We start from the raw sequence: 24,759 nt of genomic DNA on the forward strand, positions 1-24,759 counted from the left end.
GTTAAATTCCTTATTTTCAGATAATTCTAACTAAAATTCCTTACTCTTTCAATCATTAATATTCTGCAAATTACATAGAATTTCTACAATAATCGCCTTCCATAATAATAAAATCTTATAAAGAGATAATTTTTTACTTTTTTCAAAAAAAAATAGCCTTCCATTTTCGAATAAATGAAAGACTTTTTTTGAAAAAATTTCTTAAACCGTTTAATTTTCGGAAAATTTTAATCTAAGTGCTGTACTTGGAATAAATTATAATATGTCCCTTGACTGTCCATTAACTGTTCATGTGTTCCACTTTCGATTAATTGACCATGATCGATGACGAAAATCTTGTCAGCATGGGTAATTGTAGAAAGACGGTGCGCAATAATAATAGTTGTTCGTTCATGAGCAAGCTTGTCTAATGATTCTTGAATCAGTGCCTCACTTTCCAAATCTAATGCAGAAGTAGCCTCATCCAGGATTAGAATCGGTGGATTTTTTAAAAATACACGCGCAATAGCAACTCGTTGTTTTTGTCCGCCAGAAAGCTTTACTCCTCTTTCTCCAACCTTTGTGTCATAACCATTAGGTAGACTCATAATAAAGTCATGGGCATTTGCCGCTTTCGCGGCTTCGATGACTTGTGCATCTGTTGCATCTGGTCTCCCCATTAAGATATTCTCTTTGACAGAATCACTAAAAAGTATATTATCTTGCAGGACAATACCAATTTGAGATCGTAAAGAATGTAAAGTGACATCCCGTACATCTTTTCCATCAATGGTCACTTGCCCGCTTGTTGTATCATAAAAGCGAGGAATTAAACTGATAATCGTTGACTTACCACCACCACTCATCCCTACAAAGGCAACAGTCTCCCCAGGATTTATCGTTAAATCGATAGCATCTATAATAGGTGAGCCAGTTTCTTCATATTGGAAGGATACATTGTGAAAGCGAACCTGCCCATTTGCACGTGGGAGTTCACCAGCATAGTCCTTATCCTTGACTTCATAAGGCTCGTCTATTAAATCGAACATTCGATCCATTGAAGCGATTGACTGTGTTAAAGTTGTGGACGAGCTAACAAGTCGACGAAGTGGGCCATATAAACGTTCAATATAAGCAATAAAAGCAACCATTGTTCCAACTGAAAGTGACCCATTTATTACTTGATAGCCCGCATAGGCTATAACTAGTAATGGTGCTACATCTGTAATGGTATTCACGACAGCAAATGATTTTGCGTTCCACTTTGTTTGATCAAGCGCTTTTTCTAAAAACTCACCGTTTGCTGAATCGAACAATTTTTGTTCATGCTTTTCTAAAGTAAAGCTTTTAATAATGCTCATACCAGCTACACGTTCATGTAAATAGCTTTGTACACCTGCAAGTGCTTGAGAACGTTTCCGTGTCAAATCTCTCAATTTGCCAAAGAAGTATTTCACACTGAAAGCATAAAATGGAAATGCGATCAACGCTACTAGTGTTAGCTTCACATCCATGGTTAGCATAATGGCAATCGCAATTACAATCGTCGCCAAATCTAACCAAACATTCATTAACCCCGTCATGACAAAGGTTTTTGTTTGTTCAACGTCATTAATTACCCTTGAAATAACATCCCCTGCCCGTGTATTGGCATAATACCTTAAGCTTAAACGCTGTAAATGTGCATAAATTTCCTTACGAATATCAAATAGTACCTTGTTGCTTACGTGTTGTGCAAAATATTGTCGATAATACTCAATAGGTGGACGGATAATAAAGAACACAATAATAGTTCCACCTAGCCAATAAAATAGTTCTTTTGTTTTTTCTACATCTGTTAAGTCATCTGCTGCAATAATATCGTCTAGCACAATCTTAATGAGCAGTGGAATAAATAGTGGAATAGCAAATTTTACTATACCAATGATAATCGTTAAAATAATTTCCCATGTATATGGTTTAACAAAGCGCATATATCGCTTAATGCTTCCCAATTTATCATCACATCCTTACAAAAAGAAACAGACATTCGAAGATGAATGCCCTAAGTATTATAGCAATATTTTGATTAAAATACAGTTATGATGACTTTATAGCGAACTATTTTACCTTTACCTTAACAACACTCTGTCCCCTCCAATAAAAAAACACCTATTAGTTAAACTAATAGGTGTCATGATTGATCATCTGACTGCATATCAAGCTGGAACTTGTAACGATTTGTCCAGACATCGATGAAATCGGGTGCAAATGGTCCTCTTTTTTGTTGAATCCAGCTTATTAATTTATCGACATTGCGCTTTAAAATCTTATCTATGACATCAGGATAAGACATTTCCTTACGATGGAGCTCATATTCATCCTCGTCTAAAAGGGTATAAGACATGTCAGGAAAAACTTTAATATCTAAATCATAGTCGATATATTTAATGGCATTATTATCGAAAACAAATGGTGAGCTTAGATTGCAATAATAATACACACCGTCTTCACGTAGCATACAGATGATGTTAAACCAGTGTTCCGCATGGAAGTAGCAAATAGAGGGCTCTCTCGTTAGCCATGTACGACCATCGGATTCTGTCACAAGTGTCCGTTCATTCGCACCGATTACGATATTTTTCGTTCCTTTTAAAACCATCGTTTCTTGCCAAACACGGTGGATACGGCCATTGTGCTTATAACTATGTATTTGTATCGTTTCTCCTTCTACCGGTAATGCCATTTTGTTAGCCCACCTTTTCGTCTATGCTACCTAAATCTAGCAGTCTCTAGTATATTATAGCAATGTGTACGCGAAAGGTGTAGTTAGAAAACCACAAATTTCACTACGCTATTTTGAATTTGTATAAAATTTAGTCAATTATAAGCGAATTTTATTATAATGTCAGCTTTGATGGGATTTTTTAGTTAATGCCATAGAGAATTTCCTTTTAAGCTGACGATTTACTTACCTAAACAATTTAAAAGGGGCTGTCTTTTTCATCTTTTCGGATTTAAGACAGCCCCTTAGAGGTAAATGCAATTATGCAGTTACAAAGTGTTACTCACCTAAATCTTGGTTAGTTTTTGAGAAACGGCCAGAAGCTGGAGCTTTCTTTTGCTCTGCTTTCGCATTTTGCTTTTGCACTTCATTTACGTCCGTTTCATAACCAAACTCTTCACTTTGACGTTGCATGTTTTTATTCGGTTGGAAATTTTGGTTGTTTTGTTTTTTCATCATTCATTCACCTCCACGCTAGTTATTGTGTACGGAGGTGATGACTTTTATGCTCATGTATCAATGATTTTAAGAAGGTTTTATTTTCCTGCTGTTTGCTTTTTTACTTCATCCCAAATTTTTAGCATAGGCACAGGCATCGGTAAGAGTTCTATTTGCTCACGATTTAGCCAATCACCTAGCTCAGTCGATTCGCATTTTATATAATAGCTATTTAAATGCCAAGTTAAATGTGAAAAAACATGTTTAAATGTAAGTAATTCATGTTTGGCTTGGACAATTACTTTATATTCCATTGTAAAGTTTTCTACCGAAGATTGGCTTGTATCAATCATTGGAAATTGCCATAGATTAGCTAGCAGGCCTTGCTCAGGACGTTGTTGCATTAAAAATTGTCCTTTGTCATTTTCATATACGAGCACATCATATGTGAGATGCTTCATTTTTATCTTTTTTGATTTGACAGGTAATTTTTCTGGTTCTCCCTCATTAAAAGCTGTGCAATACTCTCTGACTGGGCATAATAAACATTTTGGAGAGGTAGGTGTACAAATAAGTGCACCCAGCTCCATTAAGCCCTGGTTAAACGATGAAGCATGATCAGGATCAATTAGTTCCTCAACCGCACTTTCGAAAATTTTCTTCGTTTTGGGAATAGCTATATCTTCATGTATATCAAGCACTCTACTTAGAACCCGCATAACATTACCGTCAACTGCATGTTCAGGCTTATTATAGGCAATACTTAAAATAGCACCTGCAGTATAGGGACCAACACCTTTTAATTTAGATATTTCATGGCGATTGTCAGGTACTATACCACCGTAATTTTCTATAACCTCACGAGCACCTGCTTGTAAATTGCGAGCACGAGAATAATAGCCAAGACCTTCCCAATGCTTTAATAAGTATTCTTGGGGTGCTTCCGCAAGCAAATCTAATGTTGGAAAACTTTCCATAAAGCGATTGTAATAAGGAATAACTGTGTCGACACGTGTCTGTTGTAGCATCACTTCAGATACCCAAATTTTATAAGGATCTGTTGTGTGTCTCCACGGTAAATCACGCTTCTCTGTGTTAAACCAGTCAACTAATGATTGTCGAAATTCTGTTACATATGGGTAATTCACAGTGACCTCCGTTGTTTTTACGATTTAATTTATGATGAAAAGGGTATACAATGAAGAAAAGAATATTCGTGGAAGATCGACAATAATCGTCGCTTACGCACGAGTGTCAGAATATTTCAATATACCTTTTATTATGTTCGAAATAAAGTTGTATGCACATTGTACTCGATTTTAATGCATACTAGGAGTGGATATTTTTGGATTCAGGTACACATTTCGTTATGGGTATTGCCCTTGGCGGTCTTGCATTAGCTGACCCTGTAGTAGCCAATCATTCAATGACTTTTACAGCAGTAATGGCAGGTACAATTATTGGCTCACAAGCTCCAGATGTCGACACTGTGTTAAAACTACGTAATAACGCCATCTATATCAGACATCATCGAGGAATTACACACTCACTACCAGCTGTAGCTATATGGCCTATTTTAATTACAATTGTTTTATCACTGATTTTGCAAGATGTGAATGTGTTACATTTATGGCTTTGGACATTTTTAGCTGTTGCACTTCATGTTTTTGTCGATATTTTTAACGCGTATGGTACACAAGCAATTCGACCTTTCTCTCGAAAATGGGTTGCGTTAGGTGTCATTAATACCTTCGATCCCATCATTTTTACCTTACATTGTGTAGGTATTGTGTTATGGGCATTTGGCACAAATCCAGTATGGACATTCAGTATCATGTACGTGGTTATCGTGATTTACTATATTTTGCGTTTTGCTGTGCAAAAAGCAGTAAAAAACGCGGTGCATCATACTATTCAAGATGAAGAATATGTCATTGTAGCACCTACTATGCGCTTCTTCCACTGGCGAATCGCAGCAAAGTCCAAAACTCATTATTATGTTGGCCGTGCTTATGGAAGGACTGTTAATATTTACGATAAATTCGAAATTAAGCCTTTGCCTAAAACTGCGCTTGTAGATGCTGCAATGAAAGATCCTAACTTAGCTGCATTTGTGTCTTTCTCTCCTATGTATCGATGGGAGATTTCCGAGCTTGAAAACGGCTTAATAGAAGTAAGGTTAATCGATTTGCGTTACCGTAGTGACAATCGCTATCCTTTCGTTGCCGTAGCACATTTAAATGATGCGAATGACATTATTACGTCTTACACAGGCTGGATCTTTACAGAAGATAAGCTCCAGAAAAAACTACAAATTGGTGCGAGTAATTAAGCAGTAAACCCTGACCAATATTGGTCAGGGTTTTTATTATTGTACCATATCATCACTAGCATCTAGTAAATGTATATACTTCGGATTGCGCCCTGCAAAAGCATGTAGTTTATCACCATAGCTAGCAATTAATTGACGAACAAGATTTTCTGTATACTCTGCCCCACGATAATCATACCCTGCTTTCGCGGCAGTTGATTCAAAGTCACTCCATAACAACTCCACCCAAACCTGTGCCCGTCCAACAGACATCTGAGGATTCTTTGCAAGTAACTCTTGTGTTAGTTTCTCAATTTTTTCATCCATTTATTTGCCCACCTTTACTGGTGAAAGGATAGATACTGGTAGTGCCTCTTGGTACTTGTCTCCGCCTAAACGATGACCCCAGGCAAAGCGTCCCTTCAAATAATCTACTTGGAAAAACTCATTATCTGAACCATCAATACGATACATTTCTCCTGGAACGATTGTATCAAGATCCACTAAATAAGCCGCAGCCATTAAAGCTTTGCGTTCATAAACAGCAAACTCATTGATGATTCCTAGCTGTTCTGCCTTTCGAGCTTTCTCTTTTAGAAAAGCAATTTCCTCTCGCAATTCATGTTCAGACATAGCTGCATAATTTTTTTCACTCATTCTTCATTCTCCTTCTCTTCTATAAAACGATCTATTACTTCTAAAGGAAAACCCTTTTGATAGAGCGCCTGTTTAACCTTCATTTTTAGCTCATAACCAGTATACTTCGATACGTACTTTTTCCAAACTTTTTCGCCTTGAGCATCTAGTAGTTGCTGCCAATTGTCATCATCCTGCCCTATCTCAACTTGGCTAAGCACCTCTTCAACAATCGAGAAAGCATACCCTTTTCTTAATAAGTAATCCTGAATTTTGGTCTTAATTTGAGTTGGGGTCTTCTTGCTCTCCGCTCGAACAATTTTCTCTGCCAGTTGCTTCGCCAGTTTTACTTGTTCCTCAAAACTATATGTAGCAAGCACCTCATCCTGCAAGTTTTTCTCAATGCCTTTTTTGATCATGTCTTGTCTAATGGCTCTTGGTCCTTTTTTCATAGTAGCTTTCTTTGTATCAAGAAGAGCCTTTGAATAGTTTTCATCATTAATAAAGCCATAGGATTTTAACTTTTGAATTGCCTCTAACACTACAGCTTCTCCAAACTCTAAGTTGAGCAGTTTTTTCTTAACCTCATGCTCACTTCGCATTTGATATGAAAGGAAGTTTAACCCCTTATTAAATGCCTTACGTATCTCATCTTCATAGGCAATCTCTTGAATTTCGAATTCATCGAGCACTTTTCCCTTTGTTAAACCAAATTGAATGAGAATGGCTTCATCAACTGGAAAAGCATACTCTTCATTTAAATAGATATTATAGCGTTCAGGATTGTTTTTTTGACGTGCAATTTTCGTAATCATACGCATAGCAAACACCTCACTATTATCATTATAGCATTTATTTATAGGGGATCTGACTGTTAGCACGGTTAATTTCCCTATGTTCGCGGGCATTCTTTTCCCTTCCACAGGTAAACTTCCTTCTCTGCAATTAATGCCTAAAGATGTTTACTTTTTGGTTACATGATAAACTTAAAAGTAAGCGTTTTATTCGAGAAAAGAGGTGCTTGTTATGAAAATAGTGATTGCAGGTGGCACTGGCTTTGTTGGAAATGCTCTTATACAGCTATTGCAGCACAACGGACACGACATTTTTGTCTTAACGCGTCATCAGTCAAAGCTAGAAAATGGCGTTCACTATGTTCAATGGCTACATCAGCAGGAGCAAGCTTTGGAAATCTTTGAAGGTGTAGATGCCTTTGTGAATTTAGCAGGTGTTTCATTAAATAATGGTCGTTGGACAAAAAAGCAAAAGAAAGCTATCTATTGGAGCAGAATGAATGCCACATTAGAGATTATAAGTATAATGGACATGCTCACGATAAAACCAAAAGTCCTTGTCAATGCTAGTGCAGTTGGTATATACCCAACTTCCACACAAGCCATCTATGATGAAGATTTTACGGATTACGCAACTGATTTTTTAGGCACTACAGTCCACGATTGGGAGCGACATGCGAAACGAGCAGAAGCATTAGGTATTCGTGTGGCTCTTGCACGTTTTGGTGTCATTTTAGGTAGAAATAGTGGCGCACTTCCACCAATGCTATTGCCCTATCAAATGCATATAGGTGGAACGATTGGCTCTGGAGAGCAATGGCTTTCATGGGTACATATTGAAGATGTAGCACGTGCTATTTATTTCGCTATTACAAATGAAAATATTCATGGACCATTTAATATAACAGCACCGCATCCTATGAAAATGAGGGAATTTGGTCAAACGATTGCTGAAGTCATGGGCAGACGTCATTGGCTGCCTGTTCCTAGCTTTGCGATGCGTTTAGCTCTCGGCGAACAAAGCACACTTGTTTTAGAAGGACAACAAGTGCTACCAACCCTATTAGAACAACAACATTTTATATTTAAATACCCTTATTTAAAGCAAGCACTTGAAAATTTGTTAAAAGCTCAAAATTAGAAAAAATTAAGTTGGATAATTTTTTTAGTAATTACGCATTCTAATGAAAAAGAAAGGATGCGTTTTTATGTGGAAACAACATATTGTTGGTGCGGTAATTGCTACTTTTATTATTGCCGCAGCAATTAGCTTTAATCCATTTTTTGCTGCTGGTTCTGATGAACACCATTGGGGCTTTAAACGTGCTAAAAACGGTGAGCAGGCAGAGGCAGGAGCACAGCTCGATCAGTTACTTGACAAATATGGTGCGATTTATAAAGGGAAGGCAGATAAAAAAATTGCCTATTTAACATTTGATAATGGCTATGAAAACGGCTTTACTGAAAGTATTTTGGATACATTGAAAAAAGAAAATGTACCTGCTACTTTCTTTTTAACAGGCCATTACTTAGACAGTGCAAGCGACTTAGTGAAACGCATGGTGAAGGATGGTCATACTATCGGGAATCACTCCTATGGTCACCCAAATATGGCTCGACTTTCACCAGATGGCATGCGTGCAGAATGGCAAAAGTTCGATGGCAAGTTACGTGAATTGACAGGCATCGATCGTACAACATATGCTCGTCCACCTGAAGGAATTTTTAATGCAAAAGTGCTAGAGGTGGGTAATGCAGAAGGTTATCGCCATATTTTCTGGTCTGTGGCCTTTAAGGATTGGATGAAGGATGAGCGTCGTGGGGCAGATTATGCTTATAATGCACTTATGGAACAACTGCATCCTGGTGCCGTTATTTTAATGCATACCGTAGCACAGGATAATGCGGAAGCATTACCAATGTTTATTGCAGAAGCTAAAAAGCAAGGTTATACGTTCTTATCGCTTGACGATTTAGTATTAGAATATGAAGATTTCCCTGTTGCTTTGCAATCGCCTGCTCCTTCGCTATAATGGGGAGATGACAATATAGAGCAGGGACGTGGAACGTTTGACGCAGCAAACAACAATGACCGTGGGACAAAAATTCCCACTAACAATAAAAAGGCTAGGCATTAATGGTGAAGGTGTAGGCTTTTATAAACGTAATGTGATATTTGTAAAAGGAGCCATTCCTGGTGAAGAGATCACAGCTCAAGTAACAAAAACACAACGTAATTTTGCTGAAGCAGAGATATTAGCCATTCGTAAAGCTTCAAAACATCGTCAGGAAGCACCTTGCCCAGTGTACAATGAGTGCGGGGGCTGCCAGCTTCAGCATATGACCTATGAAAAACAGCTAATAGAAAAGCGAGACATTGTTATACAAGCATTAGAGCGTTATGCCAAACCTTTACTCGAAACAATTGAAGTGAGAAAAACACTTGGCATGGATGATCCTTGGCATTATCGTAATAAAAGCCAATTCCAAGTACGTAAAGAAGGCAAGCGTGTTTACGCAGGTTTATTTGCTGAAGGAAGTAATAAGCTGTTAAACATTAATGATTGCCTTGTTCAGCACCCAATTACTTCCAAAATCACCGTTGCCACTCGAAAAATTTTGCAAAAGCTAAATATCACTATTTACGATGGTCGTACGCTAGATGGTTTAGTGCGTACGATTGTTGTACGTACAGGTATTCGTACCGGGGAGACACAAGTCGTTCTTGTCACAACAAGGAAAGAAATCCCTCATTTAGCTGAATTGATTACACGTATTAAAAAATTGATCCGAGTATTGTATCCATTGCACAAAATATTAACCGTGAAAAAACATCATTAATCTTCGGTGATGAAACTGTTGTACTTGATGGCAAAGAAACCATTCATGAAGAGCTTGGCGAATTGGCCTTTGATTTATCTGCCCGCGCCTTCTTCCAACTAAATCCAAAGCAAACAGTTCATCTTTATGATGAAATTAAAAAGGCTGCTGCTTTAACGGGAAAAGAAACGGTGGTTGATGCATACTGTGGCGTTGGCACAATTGGATTATGGTTAGCGGATAAAGCGAAGGAAGTTCGTGGAATGGATGTCATTCCTGAAAGCATTCAGGATGCTCGTAAAAATGCTCGAAATCATGGCTTCAAGCATACGAAATATGCAGTCGGTACAGCGGAAAGTGTTCTAGCGAAATGGCGTAAGGAAGGATTTACTCCTGATGTGATTACGGTAGATCCACCACGTACAGGACTAGCACCTGAATTTATTCGAACAGTCCTTAAACTAAAACCTAAACGTTTTGTTTATACCTCCTGTAACCCATCCACTTTGGCAAAGGACTTACAACAATTATCTAAGCTTTATCATGTTGAGTATATTCAGCCTGTGGATATGTTCGCACAAACGGCGCAGGTGGAATGCGTTGCAAAACTTGTTTTAAAAAACAAATAGTATGAAAAGGACGTTTCCCTAGGAGACGTCCTTTTTCTAATGCACAGCACAAGCTGCCTGGTGGATGATGGATGGTCGAGAAAAGTCGATACCTTAACCAATAACCCAGGATTTAAATGATTATTAAATGTTAAATTTTCAGCTTTTATTCAAAGAACTTTCAAACGTAAGATTTGTACTTTCACCTTTTACCTTTGAACTTTCAAATCAGTTTAGTTGAAAATTACCATTGGAGTAAGGCATGTTTTACGTTTTAACTCGCACACATGCCTTGAAGCGCGAGCGACTTTTCGTTTTCCATTTTCGCTAGGACATGCAAATCTTTTTAAACTTGTACTTCAATAAAGGTTGTGGCATTCGACTCTGATAAGACAGCGTCCACCTCTGATTCAAATTCTTCAATCCGATTGCTCAATTTCTCAATTTGTTGTTTAACATTTAGGGGATCAATGATTTCAAACTCATTTCTTTTCATAAATGTTTCGGTATGTAATTTGACTTCCTCTGGTGATTGTTTATCTTTATTGCCCAATATGTTAATTAAATAGGTTTCCAGCTTTGCAGGTAATGCATCATTTTCTTTGGCAACCGTATTGATAGCTGAACGATGCTGATGCTGTATAACTTCTAGCAAATTCTTTTCGTATTGAATGGATTGTTTCCGTTCAATTGCCTCCGCTACAGTCATTTCCTCTTTGCCCACCAACACCTTTGTGTTTGCATTGGACTGCACAACTAGTGCTTTTATTTTATTTCGATAGGAAATTAAACCTAGCACTTTATCATAGGATGCTTGCATTTGTTTTTCATATCCAGGAATGTCTACACCATTAATTTTACGATTACTTTTTCGATTAGCTACGACTGCGCTAACCTCATTTGTTGCTGCTTCAATTCGCAGAGTCAGCATTTTTAATTCTGTTAAAGCACGGTGGATAGATAGTTTTTTCATTTCTGCCATGTAAAAACCTCCTTTTTAAGCAAGTGTTCTTTTATTATAAATAGAAAGATGGATAATGTCCAAAAATACCCATTTTCTTTTTTATTGCTTTCATTAGAACATGTCTGTATAATAATTTTCTAGGTGCCAAACCTATGTAACTTGGACGGAACATCCTTGTTACGCAAAAAACGCCATAACAGCACGGATTTGCTGGGCGTTTTTTGTTTTTTGAGCGGGAGATGAGCCCCGCTCTTTTTATTTTGCCATCGTTGGTTGTTGATGCTTGCGGCGTCCAAATATAAATAAAACCATTGCAACGACTAGCAAAAGCATAGCCACAAGTAAAAGAAAGCTATAATTTTTTACACATTCTAAATAAACTCCACCTAAAAATGGACCTGTTAAGCTACCAATACTTAAAGCAATTCCGCAAAGTAAATTCCCCGTAGGCAGTAGCTCCTTTGGTGTCAAATCAGCCATAAATGTAATCCCTAAAGAAAACATCGAGCCAACCAGCGTACCCGTTAAGAAAAATGCGACAGCCACAGCGAATTGTGAATGCTCTAAAAAGCTTGCAATCGCAAAAATAATTGCGCCACCAAATGACCCAATCATCAAAATATTCCTTCTCCCTACTTTATCTCCTAGTGCACCAAGCGGTACTTGCGTTAAAATACCACCAAATGTAAACACAGATAAAATGATAGGAATCATGCCGACTTCAAAGCCCTTGCGTAGTGCATAGACAGGAAACAAGGCATTTAGTGAAGACTCCAGAAAACCATAAACAAATGGACCTAAAAAAGCAATCCACCCAAATACAATAGCCATTTTATACCGTTGCCATCCTCTGGCATTTAAATCACCTGTTAAACGCTCAGGCTTTTCATTTTGTAAGAGAAATACAAAGGACCATGCAAAGAGGCACATTATTGAAGATACGATAAACGGTAGCGCTTCAGCAATTTCAATGAGCTTCACCATAAGTGGCCCAACAGCAAAACCTATGCTAAATGATAAGCCATAAATGGCCATCCCCTTCCCTAAGCTTTTATGATCTGCAGTACTAGTAATCCATGTTTGTGTGGCATAATGCAAGGCATGATCGCCTACGCCAATTAATAAACGAAGGACAAACCAAAAGGTCACACTTTTCCATAGAGGAAATGCAAGTAAAGACGCAAAAACTAGTGCTCCACCAATTAAAATAATCGGTTTATAGCCCCACCTGCGTAAGGGCTGCTCGATAAATGGTGAAATCAGTAATGTTCCTATGTATAAGCCTGTTGCATTCAAGCCATTCAATGCAGAGGATACCCCATCACGTTCAAATATTATTGAAATAAGCGGTAATAGCATCCCTTGTGAAAAGCCTGATATGGATACAATTACTACTAAAATGGTAAATCTTTTTTTGCTGTAATCTGAGAAGTACGTCATTTTTCCCTCCACTATCTAGTCATTCTTCCAAAGAACAGCATACCAAAAAGCCTTAGCGCTCACCACATGTGATTTTACGCTAAGGCTTAACTAATACTTATCCTCATTTAATTGTATAAACACGATTTTCGGCTTTTGAATATTACCGATTACTTGTTTAAACTCCCTCCTTTTCGAGTTAGCGTTGCAGATGACTTTTTCCAATCAGCTCCTTTACTTTATCTTAAAACAACTTTAACATACACCCTCAATATTGTAAATATTCTGTTTATTGTTTTTTTAAAATTAATCTCTTAGTCCTAGGTGTTTCCCTAAACATTGAAATTTAAGCTCAAATCAGCTACGATGAAAGGGATGAAATGAGGTGTACGAATGTCAAAGCCAATCACTGATAAAGAGCAACAAGTAACCTATTTAAAAGAGCGTCTGGAGATGTTTTTAGAAGTATTAGATGCCCTTGATCCTGAAACAGCTGAGTTAGAAGATATTGATCGCTTAATCCAAATGATGGATGATTTAGAGGACAAAATGGAGCAATTTCATGCTCGTGAACAATAATGAATAAAAAACAAGCGAGCATCGTGTGCTCGCTTGTTTTTTAATGGCAATCCCAATTATAAAGTACCTTGCTAAAATCTTTATTCATTAACTCTTCCTCTGTGATAAAGAAATTGCCAACGCCACAATCGCCCCAAAGAATATTGTCGCCGACACTATCAATCTGTAACAGCAAAATGATTGAATCTTTATAATCTCCATATGCTCGAGGATCCTCTTGCGTAAAGAATGGATACCCTCCAATTTTATGACCATCACCAGTCATAGCATCGTAGAAGCTGTCTTCTAATGCTTCGTCATCCTCCAAAGCTGTTAAGATGCTAGCATACTTTTCATTGCTTCTAAAATCATCAATCGACATCGGCTCAACGCCTGTAGTAAAGGATAATGCCATTTCACGCTCGACAGGAAAATATAATTCTTCATCATCTATTTCTATAAAAGAAAAATCTTGAATAAGCTGTGCTTCATCTTGTATAACTTGTTCATGAAATATTACACGAAAGCCTTCTTGATTTTGTCCATTATCAAAATCCATTCCTAAAACATCGTCATAACCATCAATATAAAACTGCAATATTCCCTCTTCTGGGAAATTGGGTAAATGCATAGGAACCTCTGCAAAGTTAATTTGAGCTAATAGCTTTAACGGTTGTCCCTTCATGTTTTTTGGATAGTCCATTCCCAATGGGAAATAAGGATCTCCTGCAAACTTACTTTGAAATAAAGTTGTTTTACTTATTTCCGTATTAACCAATACAACAGGCTTCATTGTCCCTTCTATTAATGGTCTATATTGCTCGAATGCTTCGGGTAATTCAAGTAAAGTTTTAGCAGTCATGCAAGTTCCTCCTAATATTGGATTTATTCTATTTTAGAACAAACGTTCTATAAAATCAATACTCTCCTTCTATATTATTAAAATATGTTTTAATTTAGCGGTCTCAGATAAGGACTCTTTTTTTCATTAGTTGAAAAGAGTATAATGTAACGTGGAAATAATCAATTTTTCTATGGGGGGCAATACCAATGAATCTACAAAATTTGGAGAAAAGTCTTTACGATTTAATTACTGAAACATCTACGAATTTACCTAAGGATGTACGTCGTGCTATTAAAAAAGCAAAAGAAGCTGAGAATGCTGGTACTCGTGCAGCAATGAGCTTAGACACAATTGCAAATAATATTATTATGGCAGAAGATAACGTGTCACCAATTTGTCAGGATACAGGGCTACCAACTTTCAAAATTTATACTCCTGTTGGCGTAAACCAATTAGAAATTAAAGCTGCAATCAAAAAAGCAATCAACGATACAACTGCAGATGCTAAATTACGTCCTAATGCGGTGGATTCATTATCTGGTGCAAACAGTGGTAATAATCTTGGTGATGGTTTGCCAGTAATGAAATTTGAGCAATGGGAAAAAGATTACATTACAATCAAGTTAATTCTCAAAGGTGGCGGCTGTGAAAATAAAAACATTCAATACAGTCTACCATGTGAACTAGAAGGTCTTGGTCGTGCAGGGCGTGACTTAGATGGTATTCGTAAATGTATTTTACACTCTGTATACCAAGCACAAGGTCAAGGGTGTTCTGCTGGTTTCATTGGTGTAGGTATTGGTGGAGACCGTTCTTCGGGCTATGATTTAGCAAAAGAGCAATTATTCCGCCATGTTGAAGATACAAATCCAAATGCAGATCTTGCTAAGTTAGAAGAGTATGTTGTTAAAACGGCTAACACATTTGGTATCGGTACAATGGGCTTCGGTGGTGAAGCAACATTATTAGGCTGTAAAATTGGCGTAATGCACCGTATACCTGCCTCTTTCTATGTATCAGTAGCATATAATTGTTGGGCTTACCGTCGTATGGCTGTGGACATCGATCCTCAAACTGGCGAAATTTTGAATTGGCACTATCAAGAGGGTGAAAAAATTACCTTCAAAGAGAATGAAGTAGCTGCTACAACAGAAGATACAACTACAGATGTAGTAGAACTTACTGCGCCAATTACTGAAGAACAAATTCGTTCATTAAAAGTTGGAGATGTCGTTTCTATTACTGGTCGTATGTATACTGGCCGTGACGCAATCCACCACCATTTAATGAGCCACGATGCACCAGTTGATTTAAATGGACAAGTTATTTATCACTGCGGACCTGTAATGGCTAAGGATGAAGAAGGCAATTGGACAGTGAAAGCTGCTGGCCCAACTACTTCAATTCGTGAGGAGCCTTATCAAGGCGATATCATGAAAAAATTCGGTATCCGTGCTGTTATTGGTAAAGGTGGAATGGGACCAAAAACATTAAAAGCGCTTAATGAGCATGGTGGCGTATACTTGAATGCAATTGGTGGAGCAGCACAATACTATGCGGACTGTATTAAAGGCGTTGATGGTGTTGATTTAATGGAATTCGGTATTCCTGAAGCCATGTGGCACTTAAATGTTGAAAAATTTACAGCAGTTGTAACAATGGATTCACATGGTAACTCACTACATGCAGATGTGGATAAATCATCATTAGAAAAACTTGCTCTGCATGCAGAAAGAGTCTTCTAATTAAATAATAGATAGCAGTAGTAACTCATTTTATTGCACAATTTTGTAAGGCACAGAATATTCCTAGTGAATAGACTGTGCCTTTTTCAATCCTTTCGCAAATTGTTTAAAAATCTCCACCAAACTTCCTACTTTATTTTTATAAATTCCTTTGTTATAATAATTCTAAACAAAAGAGATGGTAATTGAAATCCATTTTCAATTGAATAGCTCAAAACAACGCTAATTTATAAAGGTTTTGATATTGATTTTCATTATCAGGAGGGATAAAGATGGAATACTCTAATCGAGAAAATATAAACATAATTGAGAAAATAAAAGAACATGCAGAATTAATTGCTGCATTAATGGCTGGAATTTTCATCTTACTAGCATGGCGTTTAGACACAAGTGGACAAACAACAGCTTCTGTTCTACTATATTTAATTGCCTTTTGTGTAGGTGGTTTCGCGAAAGCAAAAGAAGGCATTGAAGAAACCATAGAAGAGCGAAAGCTAAATGTTGAGCTGTTGATGGTATTAGCTGCAATTGGCTCAGCTGCAATTGGCTATTGGACAGAGGGGGCCATCCTAATATTTATTTTTGCAGTAAGTGGTGCACTTGAAACTTATGCGATGAATAAAAGTCATCGCGAAATATCTGCACTTATGAATTTACAGCCAGAAGAAGCTTGGTTAGTGCGTGGCGGATTTGAGCCTATGAAAGTATCAGTTTCCACATTACAAATCGGGGATCATTTATTGATTAAACCGGGTGAACGAATTCCAGCAGACGGCATTATTTTTAAAGGCCAATCTTCTATTGATGAGTCAGCTATTAGCGGTGAGCCACTGCCAATCTCAAAAAGCGAAGGAGACGAAGTTTTTGCAGGCACAGTCAACTTAAATGGTGCTATTACTATGGAAATGACAAAGGCGAATTCAGAGACCCTTTTCCAAAAAATTATACAGCTCGTTCAAAGTGCCCAAAGTGAAAAATCTCCCTCTCAACAATTCATCGAAAAATTTGAAGGGACTTATGTAAAATTTGTTTTACTTGGTGTTGCCATTATGATGGTTCTTCCCCACTTCTTACTCGGCTGGGACTGGACAACAACCTTTTACCGAGCAATGGTGTTATTAGTGGTTGCTTCACCTTGTGCACTCGTTGCCTCCATTATGCCTGCAACACTCGCTACTATATCAAATGGTGCAAAAAATGGTGTGCTATTTAAAGGTGGTTTACATTTAGAGCATCTTAGTGTGTTACGTGCATTGGCGGTCGATAAAACAGGTACTTTAACGCAAGGCAAACCAGTTGTTACAGATTTTATTGTCCGTGATGGAGTAGAACGTGAGACGGCTCTAGCAATTCTTGCAGGAATTGAATCTCAATCCAATCATCCCCTTGCCCAAGCGATTACCTCCTATGCTAAGGCTGAAGGAATCGACATACTGCCACAAGCAACAATTGAAGATATTCCTGGCTGGGGTATTAAAGGAACGATTCAAAATGAGGAGTATCAAGTAGGCAAACCAGAGTTTGTTGATGTGCAACTTGCTAACAGTTTTGCAAATAGTGCTGTAACTAAACTTGCAGCAGAGGGAAAAACAGTTATTTTCATTCGCGATCAGCATGGTATTGTTGCATTAACAGCATTAAAAGATACTGTGCGCTCTGAAGCTAAGAAAGCTGTTACATTATTAAAAGAGCTTGGTATTCAAGTGGTGATGCTTACAGGTGACAACGAAAAAACAGCGAAAGTTATCGCGAAGGAGGCTGGCGTTACTGAATACGTCGCAGAATGTCTGCCAGAAACGAAGGTAACTGAAATGAAACGCCTACTTACACAGCATCAATTTGTTGGCATGGTCGGCGACGGTATTAATGATGCCCCTGCATTGGCTACCGCAACTACTGGCATCGCTATGGGTGAAGGCACAGACGTGGCGCTTGAAACAGCGGATGTCGTGCTAATGAAAAATGACTTATCAAAAATCGCCTATGCTGTTCGTTTATCACGTAAAATGCAACGTATTGTGAAACAAAATATTTTCTTTTCTATCGGGGTTATTATCTTATTAATCGCCTCTAACTTTTTACAAGTTGTTGACTTGCCATTAGGCGTAATCGGGCATGAAGGTAGTACAATTCTAGTTATTCTAAATGGTTTACGTATGCTCAATAAAAATGTTTAACATCAAGTAAGCCTCAGCATAATTGAGTCCAGCTTGCTTGAAGCTACTCTTCCTGTGACATGCGCTGTGGCTTTCATTGAATAATTGATGCATTTAATCAGGTAAAATCAAGTAAAATAGCCTCGCTACTCTTTATGAGTTTAGCGAGGCTCTTGTTAATAAATGATCATTTCCTTATCGACGAATTTCCTTTTGAAGTGCTCTTTTCTGCATTGTAGCATTTAATACGCCACCAAAGATTAAAATGATTCCCGTAAAATATAACCAGAGCATTAAAATAATGACGCCACCAATACTACCGTATGTAGCAGAATAATTTGCAAAATTATTAATATAAAAAGAGAAACCATATGTGACTGCTAACCAAGCAAGCGTGGCAAATAACGCTCCTGGCCATACGCCCATTATTTTCAAACGAGGACTTGTATTTGGCACAAACCAGTAGATGCCCATTAATACGATGAAAATCAATAATGGCGGGATTGACCATCTTAATCTATGCCAAACTGATTCAAATTGCTCCTCTATTCCGACGATTGAGAATAGGAAATGTCCAATTTGCTGACCAAAGACTGGTAATAAGAGCGCAACGGCAATAACAATAACGAGAGCGATTGTAAAAACAAGTGATAAACCCCTATCTAATATGCCTGCTCTCCCTTCTGTATCATATGCTTTATTTAAAGCACGAAGTAATGCATTAATGCCTTTAGATGCAGACCAAATAGTACCTAAAACCCCAATGGACAGTAAACTACTGTTGCGATTTGTTAAAATCTCATTCAGTGTATTTTCAATCAGCTTATACACTTCATCAGGTAAGATATTCACTAAAAATGAATAGACCTGAGTGGTTTCTAAGTTAAGATATGGTAATAGCGTCACCAAGAAAATAAGTAAGGGGAAGAACGATAGTAAAAAGAAATAAGCCAATTGTGCAGCAAGCGCAGATATTTCAACTCGCTTGAGCCGACCTATTAAATCTTGGATAAAGCCTTTGGATGTCATAATATCAATCGCTCCCTCCTCTGGAGAAACAAACGATTTTACAAACCCAAAAGCGTTATGCAATGTTGCTTTATTCTTTTCCATACAATTCCTCCTAAAACGACCTTTACTCCTTATGAGGTAAAGTAAAGGCTGATTTCGTATCTTCAATCATTCCCTGTATCGTGGAAGGTAAATCCTTAAATTCATCTACCTTTTCAGCAATTGTGTTGACATTATCTGACACACTTTCACAAAGCACCTTTGCCGCGAGTACTTTTTCCTCTACCAAAACCTGCAATTCTTCTCGATTTGCTGCATAGTATGAGATGGCTTCCTTCATCTTTTTTGTTGAGGCAATTGTTTTTTCTCGTGTAGCACGATCTAACATACTTAATGCTGCTCCTACTGCTGCTCCTGCTACAATAGATGCTAATAATTTACTTTGACCCATATTAAAACCCCCTGCTTGTATAGTTGCATATTCCCTATTATTTCATAAATAAACAGTCTTCTGCACTTATTCTACCCAATAACAGTCTATTTTTAAAGCAATGCCCAAATACGGAGTTGACATTTTTTTTATTCAATGAAATGATATGTGCGAGGATGACGAAAGGTAGGGTAAAAAATGGATTTATCAGTTCCATCTAAAGAAAACGTTATGTATATGGTTGATCAAATGAAGGACAAGCTTCGTATGGTGAATGTCGATGCAATGAAATCAGAAAACTTCGATGAAGCAAATTATGAAGATTTAGTGTATCTATATGAAATGGTTATGAAGAGAGAAACTTTTAGTCCAAGCGAAATGCAAGCGATTGTTGCTGAATTAGGATCTTTACGTAAATAGGTAAAACAAAAAGCTATTAGCTCAAGACATTTGTCTGCTGCTAATAGCTCTTTTATTACGGTGTACTCTTTGTTTCTGAACCATCCTCTGTAACTAATGGTTGAATTAAAACTTCTACACGACGATTCTTTGCGCGTCCTTCGGCTGTGTCATTTGGTGCAATTGCACGATACTCACCGTTTCCTTTTGCACTAAAGCGCGTAGGATCTAACTGGTCATTACTTTCAATAAGAAGATTTAAAAAATTCGTTGCACGCAAAACAGATAGTTCAAAGTTTGATGAGAAATTCGGACCTGCTGGTACATTATCTGTATGACCTGTGATGACAATATTTCGAGCTGGATCAGATACCAGCATAGTTGATAGCTCTTTGGCAATAGGGACATACTCAGGTTTAACTTTTGCCTGCCCTGGGTCAAATAAAATACTATCGCGGATTGTCACTAGTAATCCCTCATCCGTCATTTCTGTGGCAAACTGATCTTCCATTTCATTGACTGCAATAAAATTATCCACACTATCTTTTATTTCAGCTAACTCCTGTTGATCCTTTAAATAGGCAGAGTTTTGCTGTGGCGTTTGGTCGCTATCCGCATTCGGAGTAGGGACTGGTGCAGGTTGCTCTAGAAAACTAGTTCCACCATCAAAGACTTGACTAAAAACTGCCGACATTCTTTCTAGCTTTTCTTGATCGACTGAACTTGAGGCAAACAAAATAATGAACACGGCTAGCAGCAAAGTTAAAATATCTGCGTATGGCACTAACCAAGATTCATCAATATGTTCATCATGCTTTTTCTTCTTAGCTTTCTTTGCCAAGGCCACCCGCCCCGCTTTCACCAGAAATTTGACGACGTTCTTCCATCGTTAAGTATGATGATAGTTTCTGTTCAATTACACGTGGAGCCTCCCCTTCTAATACTGAAAGGATACCCTCAATCATCATTCTCTTTTGTTTTACCTCTAAAGCAGATTTACGTTTTAGCTTGTTCGCAAATGGATGCCATAAAACATACCCTGTAAAGATACCGAGTAATGTAGCCATGAAGGCAGCTGAGATAGCATGTCCTAGCTTTTCGATATCATTCATATCAGCCAATGCGGCGATTAATCCTACTACTGCACCAAGAACCCCTAAAGTAGGTGCATATGTACCTGCTTGTGTAAAAATAGCTGCTCCACTAGTATGTCGCTCTTCCATCGCTTCTACTTCTTCTGTTAAGACATCACGTATGTAATCAGCATTTTGACCATCAATTGCTAATGTAAGGCCATTTTTCAAAAATGGATCTTCAATCTCTGAAGCCTTACTTTCAAGTGCTAATAGCCCTTCGCGACGAGCTAAGTCAGCCCATTGTGAAAACATTTTAATAATCTCTATATCATTTGCTAATTTTGTTTCTTTAAAAAGAATCTTAAATAGCTTCGGCACACGCTTTAACTCCTGCATAGGAAAGGCAATTGTTACTGCGGAAATAGTACCAAAAATGATAATTAGGATAGCTGCAGGGTTATAAAATGCAGATAAACTTACACCCTTCATTACCATCCCTGTTAATAGTGCTACTAAAGCAAGTATTAACCCTATAATTGACGACTTATCCATTCTAGAACCTCCAAATCTACTATCTAATGTTATTTCGTCTTTTTTTCCATATTTTAAATATATATATTCCTAGTATAAATGTATTTCATATATTTTTCGATGTAATTAATGCTTTTTATTCACATTTCGACCATTTTTGATTATATTGAATTAAGAATATTACACTTAACTGTCTTAAATTGAAAGGGGATATGATTTTGTTATTATCGTTTGACACAAAATTACTAAAATATGCCGAGTTAGCGGTGAAAGTAGGAGTAAATATCCAAAAAGATCAGTATCTTTATATAAGCTGTTCGACTGATAACCTAAAACTCGCACAAATAATTACTAAAATTGCCTATAAAAATGGTGCTAAACAAGTTTTTGTCGATATATCCGATGATGAACTTGTACGTGCTCGCTATGAAGGGGCACCAAAAGACTCATTTGATTTCTTCCCACCTTGGAAAGTGAAGGAACGTGAATGGTTAGCTGAACATGGTGCTGCTTTCTTAAGCATTAGCTCACAAAATCCCGATTTATTAAAAGGTATTGAGCGTGATAGAATCATGGCATTCCAAAAAGCATCTGGCCAAGCACTTGCCAACTATTATCAATGGTTACAAGCAGATAAGTTTAGCTGGTCTGTCATTGCTGCTCCATCTAAAGCTTGGGCAGCAAAGGTTTTTCCTCACCTTCCAGAAGAACAGCAAATGGATGCATTATGGGAAGCTATCTTTGCAGCCACACGTATAGACGTTGAAAATCCTGTTGAAGCTTGGCATACACATGATCAGGAATTACATAGAAAAGCTGATTATTTAAATGCAAAGCAATTTAAGTCACTGCACTATACTGCACCAGGCACAGATCTAACAATTGAGCTGCCTCCACACCATGTGTGGACAGGGGGTAGTAGTATAAGTACTCAAGGCCAAACATTTATGGCCAATATGCCAACTGAAGAAATTTTTACAGCACCGTTAAAAACAGGTGTTAATGGTTATGTATCAAGCACTAAGCCTTTAAGCTATGGTGGCAATATTATAGATAATTTCACACTAACATTTAAAGATGGTCGAATCATTGACGTCAAGGCGGAGCAAGGCCAAGAAATTTTAGCTTCTCTTATTGAAACAGATGAAGGTTCTCATTACCTTGGTGAGATAGCATTAGTACCACATCAATCACCTATTTCACAATCCGACCTATTATTTTACAATACATTGTTTGATGAAAATGCATCCAATCATTTTGCCATTGGTAGTGCATATGCTTTTTGCATTGAGGGCGGCAAAGAAATGACTTCTGAGGAACTAAGCGCGCATGGTCTCAATCAAAGCTTGACACATGTAGACTTTATGATTGGTTCTACCAAAATGAATATAGATGGAATAACACATGATGATCAAATAGACCCAATATTCCGTGATGGAAATTGGGCATTCTAAATAATCCATTCCTACTAATAGTATTCTAGGCTAAGTATGTTAAGGTTGTCATAAATTATCCTTAGATTTTCCTAGTAACCTATTGTATAATTGTTTTAGGGAATTTTAGTAGATCATTTAAGTAGAGAGGAGCTCTAATAATGTTCATTACAACTGTTCTTGGCTTTTCAGCAGTTTTATTAATTTCAACGGGATTCTTCATCCACTACCTACAAGTTGGTTTAGATAGCAAGTCTTCAGTAACTGTAGATCCAAAGCCAAACGAAAAATTTTAATGTGTAAAAAACAGCTACTATTTATAGGTAGCTGTTTTTTTATAGCTTACATGTTATTTCATCTACTAAATCGTATGAAACTGCTCCTTTATTGTAAAAATTATCTGAATAAAGTCTTTATTGTTTGCATATTGAAAATTTTGCTCTACAATATTTTTTGTAAGGAAGGGAGCAATATTCATGACAATGTTACAAGATATTCTAGAATTTAACAAAGAGTTTGTACAAGAAAAAAAATATGAGCCATTCATCACTACGAAATATCCTGATAAACGTATTGTTGTTTTATCTTGTATGGATACTCGTCTTGTAGAGCTTTTACCAAAAGCGATGAATTTGCGTAATGGCGATGTAAAAATAGTGAAAAGTGCTGGTGCGTTAGTGAGCCATCCTTTCGGTGCAGTTATGCGTAGTTTATTAGTTGCTGTCTACGGCCTACAAGCTGATGAAGTGTATGTTGTTGGACATTATGACTGTGGTATGAGTGCGGTTGATCCTGACGCCATGCTTAGCGAAATGGTACAACGAGGCATCGATCCAGAAACAATCAAAATGTTGGAATATTCTGGTTTTGATTTGAAAGAATTTTTACGAGGTTTCGGTGATGTAGCAACAAGTGTTAAGAAAAGTGTCGATACAATTCGTAATCATCCATTAATGGTAAAAGACGTACCTGTTCATGGTTTAATAATTGATCCAAATACAGGTCATCTAGATTTAATTGAAGATGGAAATAAACAATAAAATTATTTCTTCATACATTCATAAAAGAGCAAGTGCCTATCCTCTCTATGTGGAAGATAGGCACTTATTTTTCTATTCATCCTCTAAACGTGCATACATATAGTGATCTACCCAATGACCATTGATATACAGTAGCTTTCTTAGCAGACCCTCCTGCTGAAATCCAGCCTTCTCTAATACACGCATGGAGGCATTATTTTGTGTCGATACGTAGGCCTCTACACGATGTAGACCAATTTGTTCAAATGCAAATCGGACCACCATATTCACAGCTTCTGTGACAATGCCCTTTCCAACATAAATCTCATCCATCGCATAGCCAACAAATGCACTCGAGTACGGTAAGCGTTTGACAGCATAAAGTGCAATATGCCCTATTAGATTATTTGTACTATGCTCAAAAATACCAAAAGTAAATTCACGCTTAGACTCCATTAAATAGAGACTTTCTTGAATTTTTTTGTATTGAGCATCGACTGTATAGTATTCAGGTCTTTGCAGTGGCTCGTATATAGACCAAAAGTATTTATTACGGCTTACGAGACCCGTTAAACTTCGTGCATCTTTTTCTTGGAATGTGCGGATGTAGCATTTTTCCCCCTTTATTGTTACCACATTCCCACCCTTTTTTCTTAATAGATTCCAAATTTTAAGCACCATTTCTCCACACTAGCCTTCCAATAAAAATCAATACGTTTCTCTTTGTTTCATTGGCTACAAGCCATAATTGCAAACCCTATTTAATTTCATTGTATGTAAAAAAACAGGCTGCTACAACCAAAACATCTTATGTCTTATTGTCA

The 24,759-nt window shown here is 37.4% G+C and carries 25 protein-coding genes and 1 pseudogene; 11 read left to right on the forward strand and 15 right to left on the reverse strand.

Going from position 1 to position 24,759, the window contains the following annotated elements:
- Positions 1–227 precede the first annotated feature (227 nt).
- The 4 genes from HXV90_RS19725 to mutY form a co-directional block, all read right to left on the reverse strand.
- Positions 228–1,973: an ABC transporter ATP-binding protein gene (locus tag HXV90_RS19725; protein ID WP_048394775.1), complete on the reverse strand. Its 1,746-nt coding sequence runs from the start codon at positions 1,971–1,973 to the stop codon at positions 228–230.
- A gap of 179 nt (positions 1,974–2,152) precedes the next feature.
- Positions 2,153–2,704, reverse strand: a complete 552-nt coding sequence (gene ntdP / locus HXV90_RS19730) for a nucleoside tri-diphosphate phosphatase (RefSeq protein ID WP_004230486.1) — start codon at positions 2,702–2,704, stop codon at positions 2,153–2,155.
- Positions 2,705–3,022: 318 nt separating this feature from the next.
- The gene (locus HXV90_RS19735; RefSeq protein WP_004230485.1) at positions 3,023–3,202 is read right to left on the reverse strand and encodes a gamma-type small acid-soluble spore protein; all 180 of its coding nucleotides are present in this window, start codon (positions 3,200–3,202) and stop codon (positions 3,023–3,025) included.
- 77 nt (positions 3,203–3,279) lie between these two features.
- A complete protein-coding gene (gene mutY / locus HXV90_RS19740; protein WP_048394777.1) occupies positions 3,280–4,329 on the reverse strand; it encodes an A/G-specific adenine glycosylase in 1,050 nt (349 codons plus the stop codon).
- A 197-nt stretch (positions 4,330–4,526) separates the two neighbouring features.
- Between mutY and HXV90_RS19745 the strand changes: the two genes are divergently transcribed.
- Positions 4,527–5,513, forward strand: a complete 987-nt coding sequence (locus HXV90_RS19745; RefSeq protein ID WP_054549020.1) for a metal-dependent hydrolase — start codon at positions 4,527–4,529, stop codon at positions 5,511–5,513.
- Positions 5,514–5,549: 36 nt separating this feature from the next.
- On the opposite strand, the gene HXV90_RS19750 is transcribed toward HXV90_RS19745, so the two are convergent.
- From HXV90_RS19750 to recX, 3 genes are read right to left on the reverse strand one after another with little or no spacing between them, the layout of a single operon-like run.
- Positions 5,550–5,819: a YfhJ family protein gene (locus HXV90_RS19750; RefSeq protein ID WP_048394780.1), complete on the reverse strand. Its 270-nt coding sequence runs from the start codon at positions 5,817–5,819 to the stop codon at positions 5,550–5,552.
- A complete protein-coding gene (locus HXV90_RS19755) occupies positions 5,820–6,149 on the reverse strand; it encodes a YfhH family protein (protein WP_036076977.1) in 330 nt (109 codons plus the stop codon).
- Entirely contained in the window at positions 6,146–6,949 is an 804-nt protein-coding gene (recX, locus tag HXV90_RS19760; RefSeq protein ID WP_269899050.1) for a recombination regulator RecX, read from the reverse strand. The genes HXV90_RS19755 and recX overlap by 4 nt, the downstream gene beginning before the upstream one ends.
- A gap of 205 nt (positions 6,950–7,154) precedes the next feature.
- Between recX and HXV90_RS19765 the strand changes: the two genes are divergently transcribed.
- The 3 genes and pseudogenes from HXV90_RS19765 to rlmD all read left to right on the forward strand — a co-directional run bounded on the left by HXV90_RS19765 (position 7,155) and on the right by rlmD (position 10,371).
- Positions 7,155–8,063: a TIGR01777 family oxidoreductase gene (locus HXV90_RS19765; RefSeq protein WP_112116675.1), complete on the forward strand. Its 909-nt coding sequence runs from the start codon at positions 7,155–7,157 to the stop codon at positions 8,061–8,063.
- A 67-nt stretch (positions 8,064–8,130) separates the two neighbouring features.
- Positions 8,131–8,955: a polysaccharide deacetylase family protein gene (locus tag HXV90_RS19770; protein ID WP_269897860.1), complete on the forward strand. Its 825-nt coding sequence runs from the start codon at positions 8,131–8,133 to the stop codon at positions 8,953–8,955.
- Positions 8,956–8,992: 37 nt separating this feature from the next.
- Positions 8,993–10,371, forward strand: a pseudogene (rlmD, locus tag HXV90_RS19775) (23S rRNA (uracil(1939)-C(5))-methyltransferase RlmD).
- A gap of 325 nt (positions 10,372–10,696) precedes the next feature.
- Here rlmD and HXV90_RS19780 read toward each other — a convergent pair.
- Positions 10,697–11,332: a hypothetical protein gene (locus tag HXV90_RS19780; protein ID WP_269897861.1), complete on the reverse strand. Its 636-nt coding sequence runs from the start codon at positions 11,330–11,332 to the stop codon at positions 10,697–10,699.
- Positions 11,333–11,569: 237 nt separating this feature from the next.
- Positions 11,570–12,754, reverse strand: coding sequence for an MFS transporter (locus HXV90_RS19785; RefSeq protein WP_112116677.1), 1,185 nt, complete (start codon positions 12,752–12,754; stop codon positions 11,570–11,572).
- Positions 12,755–13,126: 372 nt separating this feature from the next.
- Between HXV90_RS19785 and HXV90_RS19790 the strand changes: the two genes are divergently transcribed.
- Positions 13,127–13,312, forward strand: coding sequence for an SE1561 family protein (locus HXV90_RS19790; RefSeq protein ID WP_016995373.1), 186 nt, complete (start codon positions 13,127–13,129; stop codon positions 13,310–13,312).
- A 40-nt stretch (positions 13,313–13,352) separates the two neighbouring features.
- Here HXV90_RS19790 and HXV90_RS19795 read toward each other — a convergent pair whose 3' ends face one another.
- Positions 13,353–14,153 carry a YwqG family protein gene (locus HXV90_RS19795; protein WP_115674534.1) on the reverse strand — a complete coding sequence of 267 codons (801 nt, stop codon included), beginning with the start codon at positions 14,151–14,153 and terminating at the stop codon, positions 13,353–13,355.
- Between the two features lie 188 nt (positions 14,154–14,341).
- On the opposite strand from HXV90_RS19795, the gene HXV90_RS19800 reads away from it, so the two are divergent.
- Both HXV90_RS19800 and HXV90_RS19805 read left to right on the forward strand, forming a co-directional pair.
- Positions 14,342–15,880: a fumarate hydratase gene (locus HXV90_RS19800; RefSeq protein WP_048394791.1), complete on the forward strand. Its 1,539-nt coding sequence runs from the start codon at positions 14,342–14,344 to the stop codon at positions 15,878–15,880.
- Between the two features lie 272 nt (positions 15,881–16,152).
- Entirely contained in the window at positions 16,153–18,057 is a 1,905-nt protein-coding gene (locus HXV90_RS19805) for a heavy metal translocating P-type ATPase (RefSeq protein ID WP_269897862.1), read from the forward strand.
- A gap of 174 nt (positions 18,058–18,231) precedes the next feature.
- On the opposite strand, the gene HXV90_RS19810 is transcribed toward HXV90_RS19805, so the two are convergent.
- Both HXV90_RS19810 and HXV90_RS19815 read right to left on the reverse strand, forming a co-directional pair.
- Positions 18,232–19,149, reverse strand: a complete 918-nt coding sequence (locus HXV90_RS19810) for a YihY/virulence factor BrkB family protein (protein WP_004225576.1) — start codon at positions 19,147–19,149, stop codon at positions 18,232–18,234.
- A gap of 22 nt (positions 19,150–19,171) precedes the next feature.
- A complete protein-coding gene (locus HXV90_RS19815) occupies positions 19,172–19,498 on the reverse strand; it encodes a YtxH domain-containing protein (RefSeq protein ID WP_115674536.1) in 327 nt (108 codons plus the stop codon).
- A gap of 177 nt (positions 19,499–19,675) precedes the next feature.
- Here HXV90_RS19815 and HXV90_RS19820 point away from each other — a divergent pair, with 177 nt between their 5' ends.
- Positions 19,676–19,897, forward strand: coding sequence for a DUF1128 domain-containing protein (locus HXV90_RS19820; protein ID WP_004225580.1), 222 nt, complete (start codon positions 19,676–19,678; stop codon positions 19,895–19,897).
- 55 nt (positions 19,898–19,952) lie between these two features.
- On the opposite strand, the gene motB is transcribed toward HXV90_RS19820, so the two are convergent.
- Positions 19,953–20,717, reverse strand: a complete 765-nt coding sequence (gene motB, locus HXV90_RS19825) for a flagellar motor protein MotB (protein ID WP_115674537.1) — start codon at positions 20,715–20,717, stop codon at positions 19,953–19,955.
- Positions 20,701–21,504 (reverse strand): flagellar motor stator protein MotA, encoded by an 804-nt coding sequence (gene motA / locus HXV90_RS19830; RefSeq protein WP_004225583.1) that lies wholly within the window; start codon positions 21,502–21,504, stop codon positions 20,701–20,703. Before motA ends, motB begins: the two co-directional genes overlap by 17 nt.
- Positions 21,505–21,695: 191 nt before the next feature.
- Between motA and HXV90_RS19835 the strand changes: the two genes are divergently transcribed.
- The 3 genes from HXV90_RS19835 to HXV90_RS19845 all read left to right on the forward strand — a co-directional run bounded on the left by HXV90_RS19835 (position 21,696) and on the right by HXV90_RS19845 (position 23,956).
- Positions 21,696–22,937, forward strand: a complete 1,242-nt coding sequence (locus HXV90_RS19835; protein ID WP_269897863.1) for an aminopeptidase — start codon at positions 21,696–21,698, stop codon at positions 22,935–22,937.
- 140 nt (positions 22,938–23,077) lie between these two features.
- Complete coding sequence (locus HXV90_RS19840; protein WP_004225590.1) at positions 23,078–23,212, forward strand: hypothetical protein; 135 nt, start codon at positions 23,078–23,080, stop codon at positions 23,210–23,212.
- A gap of 180 nt (positions 23,213–23,392) precedes the next feature.
- On the forward strand, positions 23,393–23,956 hold the full coding sequence (locus HXV90_RS19845) for a beta-class carbonic anhydrase (protein WP_004225593.1): 564 nt from the start codon (positions 23,393–23,395) through the stop codon (positions 23,954–23,956).
- Positions 23,957–24,028: 72 nt separating this feature from the next.
- Here HXV90_RS19845 and HXV90_RS19850 read toward each other — a convergent pair whose 3' ends face one another.
- Positions 24,029–24,616: a GNAT family N-acetyltransferase gene (locus HXV90_RS19850; protein ID WP_054549012.1), complete on the reverse strand. Its 588-nt coding sequence runs from the start codon at positions 24,614–24,616 to the stop codon at positions 24,029–24,031.
- Positions 24,617–24,759: the final 143 nt, after the last annotated feature.

The sequence above is a fragment of the Lysinibacillus sp. JK80 genome, from assembly GCF_027557635.1.
GTDB lineage: Bacteria > Bacillota > Bacilli > Bacillales_A > Planococcaceae > Lysinibacillus > Lysinibacillus capsici.

Bases quoted from the DNA above. Each gene is read 5' to 3' on its own strand.
- ntdP (WP_004230486.1), bottom strand. From the start codon at position 2,704: ATGGCATTACCGGTAGAAGGAGAAACGATACAAATACATAGTTATAAG.
- HXV90_RS19735 (WP_004230485.1), bottom strand. From the start codon at position 3,202: ATGATGAAAAAACAAAACAACCAAAATTTCCAACCGAATAAAAACATG.
- HXV90_RS19750 (WP_048394780.1), bottom strand. From the start codon at position 5,819: ATGGATGAAAAAATTGAGAAACTAACACAAGAGTTACTTGCAAAGAAT.
- HXV90_RS19755 (WP_036076977.1), bottom strand. From the start codon at position 6,149: ATGAGTGAAAAAAATTATGCAGCTATGTCTGAACATGAATTGCGAGAG.
- recX (WP_269899050.1), bottom strand. From the start codon at position 6,949: ATGCGTATGATTACGAAAATTGCACGTCAAAAAAACAATCCTGAACGC.
- HXV90_RS19765 (WP_112116675.1), top strand. From the start codon at position 7,155: ATGAAAATAGTGATTGCAGGTGGCACTGGCTTTGTTGGAAATGCTCTT.
- HXV90_RS19770 (WP_269897860.1), top strand. From the start codon at position 8,131: ATGTGGAAACAACATATTGTTGGTGCGGTAATTGCTACTTTTATTATT.
- HXV90_RS19780 (WP_269897861.1), bottom strand. From the start codon at position 11,332: ATGGCAGAAATGAAAAAACTATCTATCCACCGTGCTTTAACAGAATTA.
- HXV90_RS19785 (WP_112116677.1), bottom strand. From the start codon at position 12,754: ATGACGTACTTCTCAGATTACAGCAAAAAAAGATTTACCATTTTAGTA.
- HXV90_RS19790 (WP_016995373.1), top strand. From the start codon at position 13,127: ATGTCAAAGCCAATCACTGATAAAGAGCAACAAGTAACCTATTTAAAA.
- HXV90_RS19795 (WP_115674534.1), bottom strand. From the start codon at position 14,153: ATGACTGCTAAAACTTTACTTGAATTACCCGAAGCATTCGAGCAATAT.
- HXV90_RS19800 (WP_048394791.1), top strand. From the start codon at position 14,342: ATGAATCTACAAAATTTGGAGAAAAGTCTTTACGATTTAATTACTGAA.
- HXV90_RS19805 (WP_269897862.1), top strand. From the start codon at position 16,153: ATGGAATACTCTAATCGAGAAAATATAAACATAATTGAGAAAATAAAA.
- HXV90_RS19810 (WP_004225576.1), bottom strand. From the start codon at position 19,149: ATGGAAAAGAATAAAGCAACATTGCATAACGCTTTTGGGTTTGTAAAA.
- HXV90_RS19815 (WP_115674536.1), bottom strand. From the start codon at position 19,498: ATGGGTCAAAGTAAATTATTAGCATCTATTGTAGCAGGAGCAGCAGTA.
- HXV90_RS19820 (WP_004225580.1), top strand. From the start codon at position 19,676: ATGGATTTATCAGTTCCATCTAAAGAAAACGTTATGTATATGGTTGAT.
- motA (WP_004225583.1), bottom strand. From the start codon at position 21,504: ATGGATAAGTCGTCAATTATAGGGTTAATACTTGCTTTAGTAGCACTA.
- HXV90_RS19835 (WP_269897863.1), top strand. From the start codon at position 21,696: ATGATTTTGTTATTATCGTTTGACACAAAATTACTAAAATATGCCGAG.
- HXV90_RS19840 (WP_004225590.1), top strand. From the start codon at position 23,078: ATGTTCATTACAACTGTTCTTGGCTTTTCAGCAGTTTTATTAATTTCA.
- HXV90_RS19845 (WP_004225593.1), top strand. From the start codon at position 23,393: ATGACAATGTTACAAGATATTCTAGAATTTAACAAAGAGTTTGTACAA.
- HXV90_RS19850 (WP_054549012.1), bottom strand. From the start codon at position 24,616: ATGGTGCTTAAAATTTGGAATCTATTAAGAAAAAAGGGTGGGAATGTG.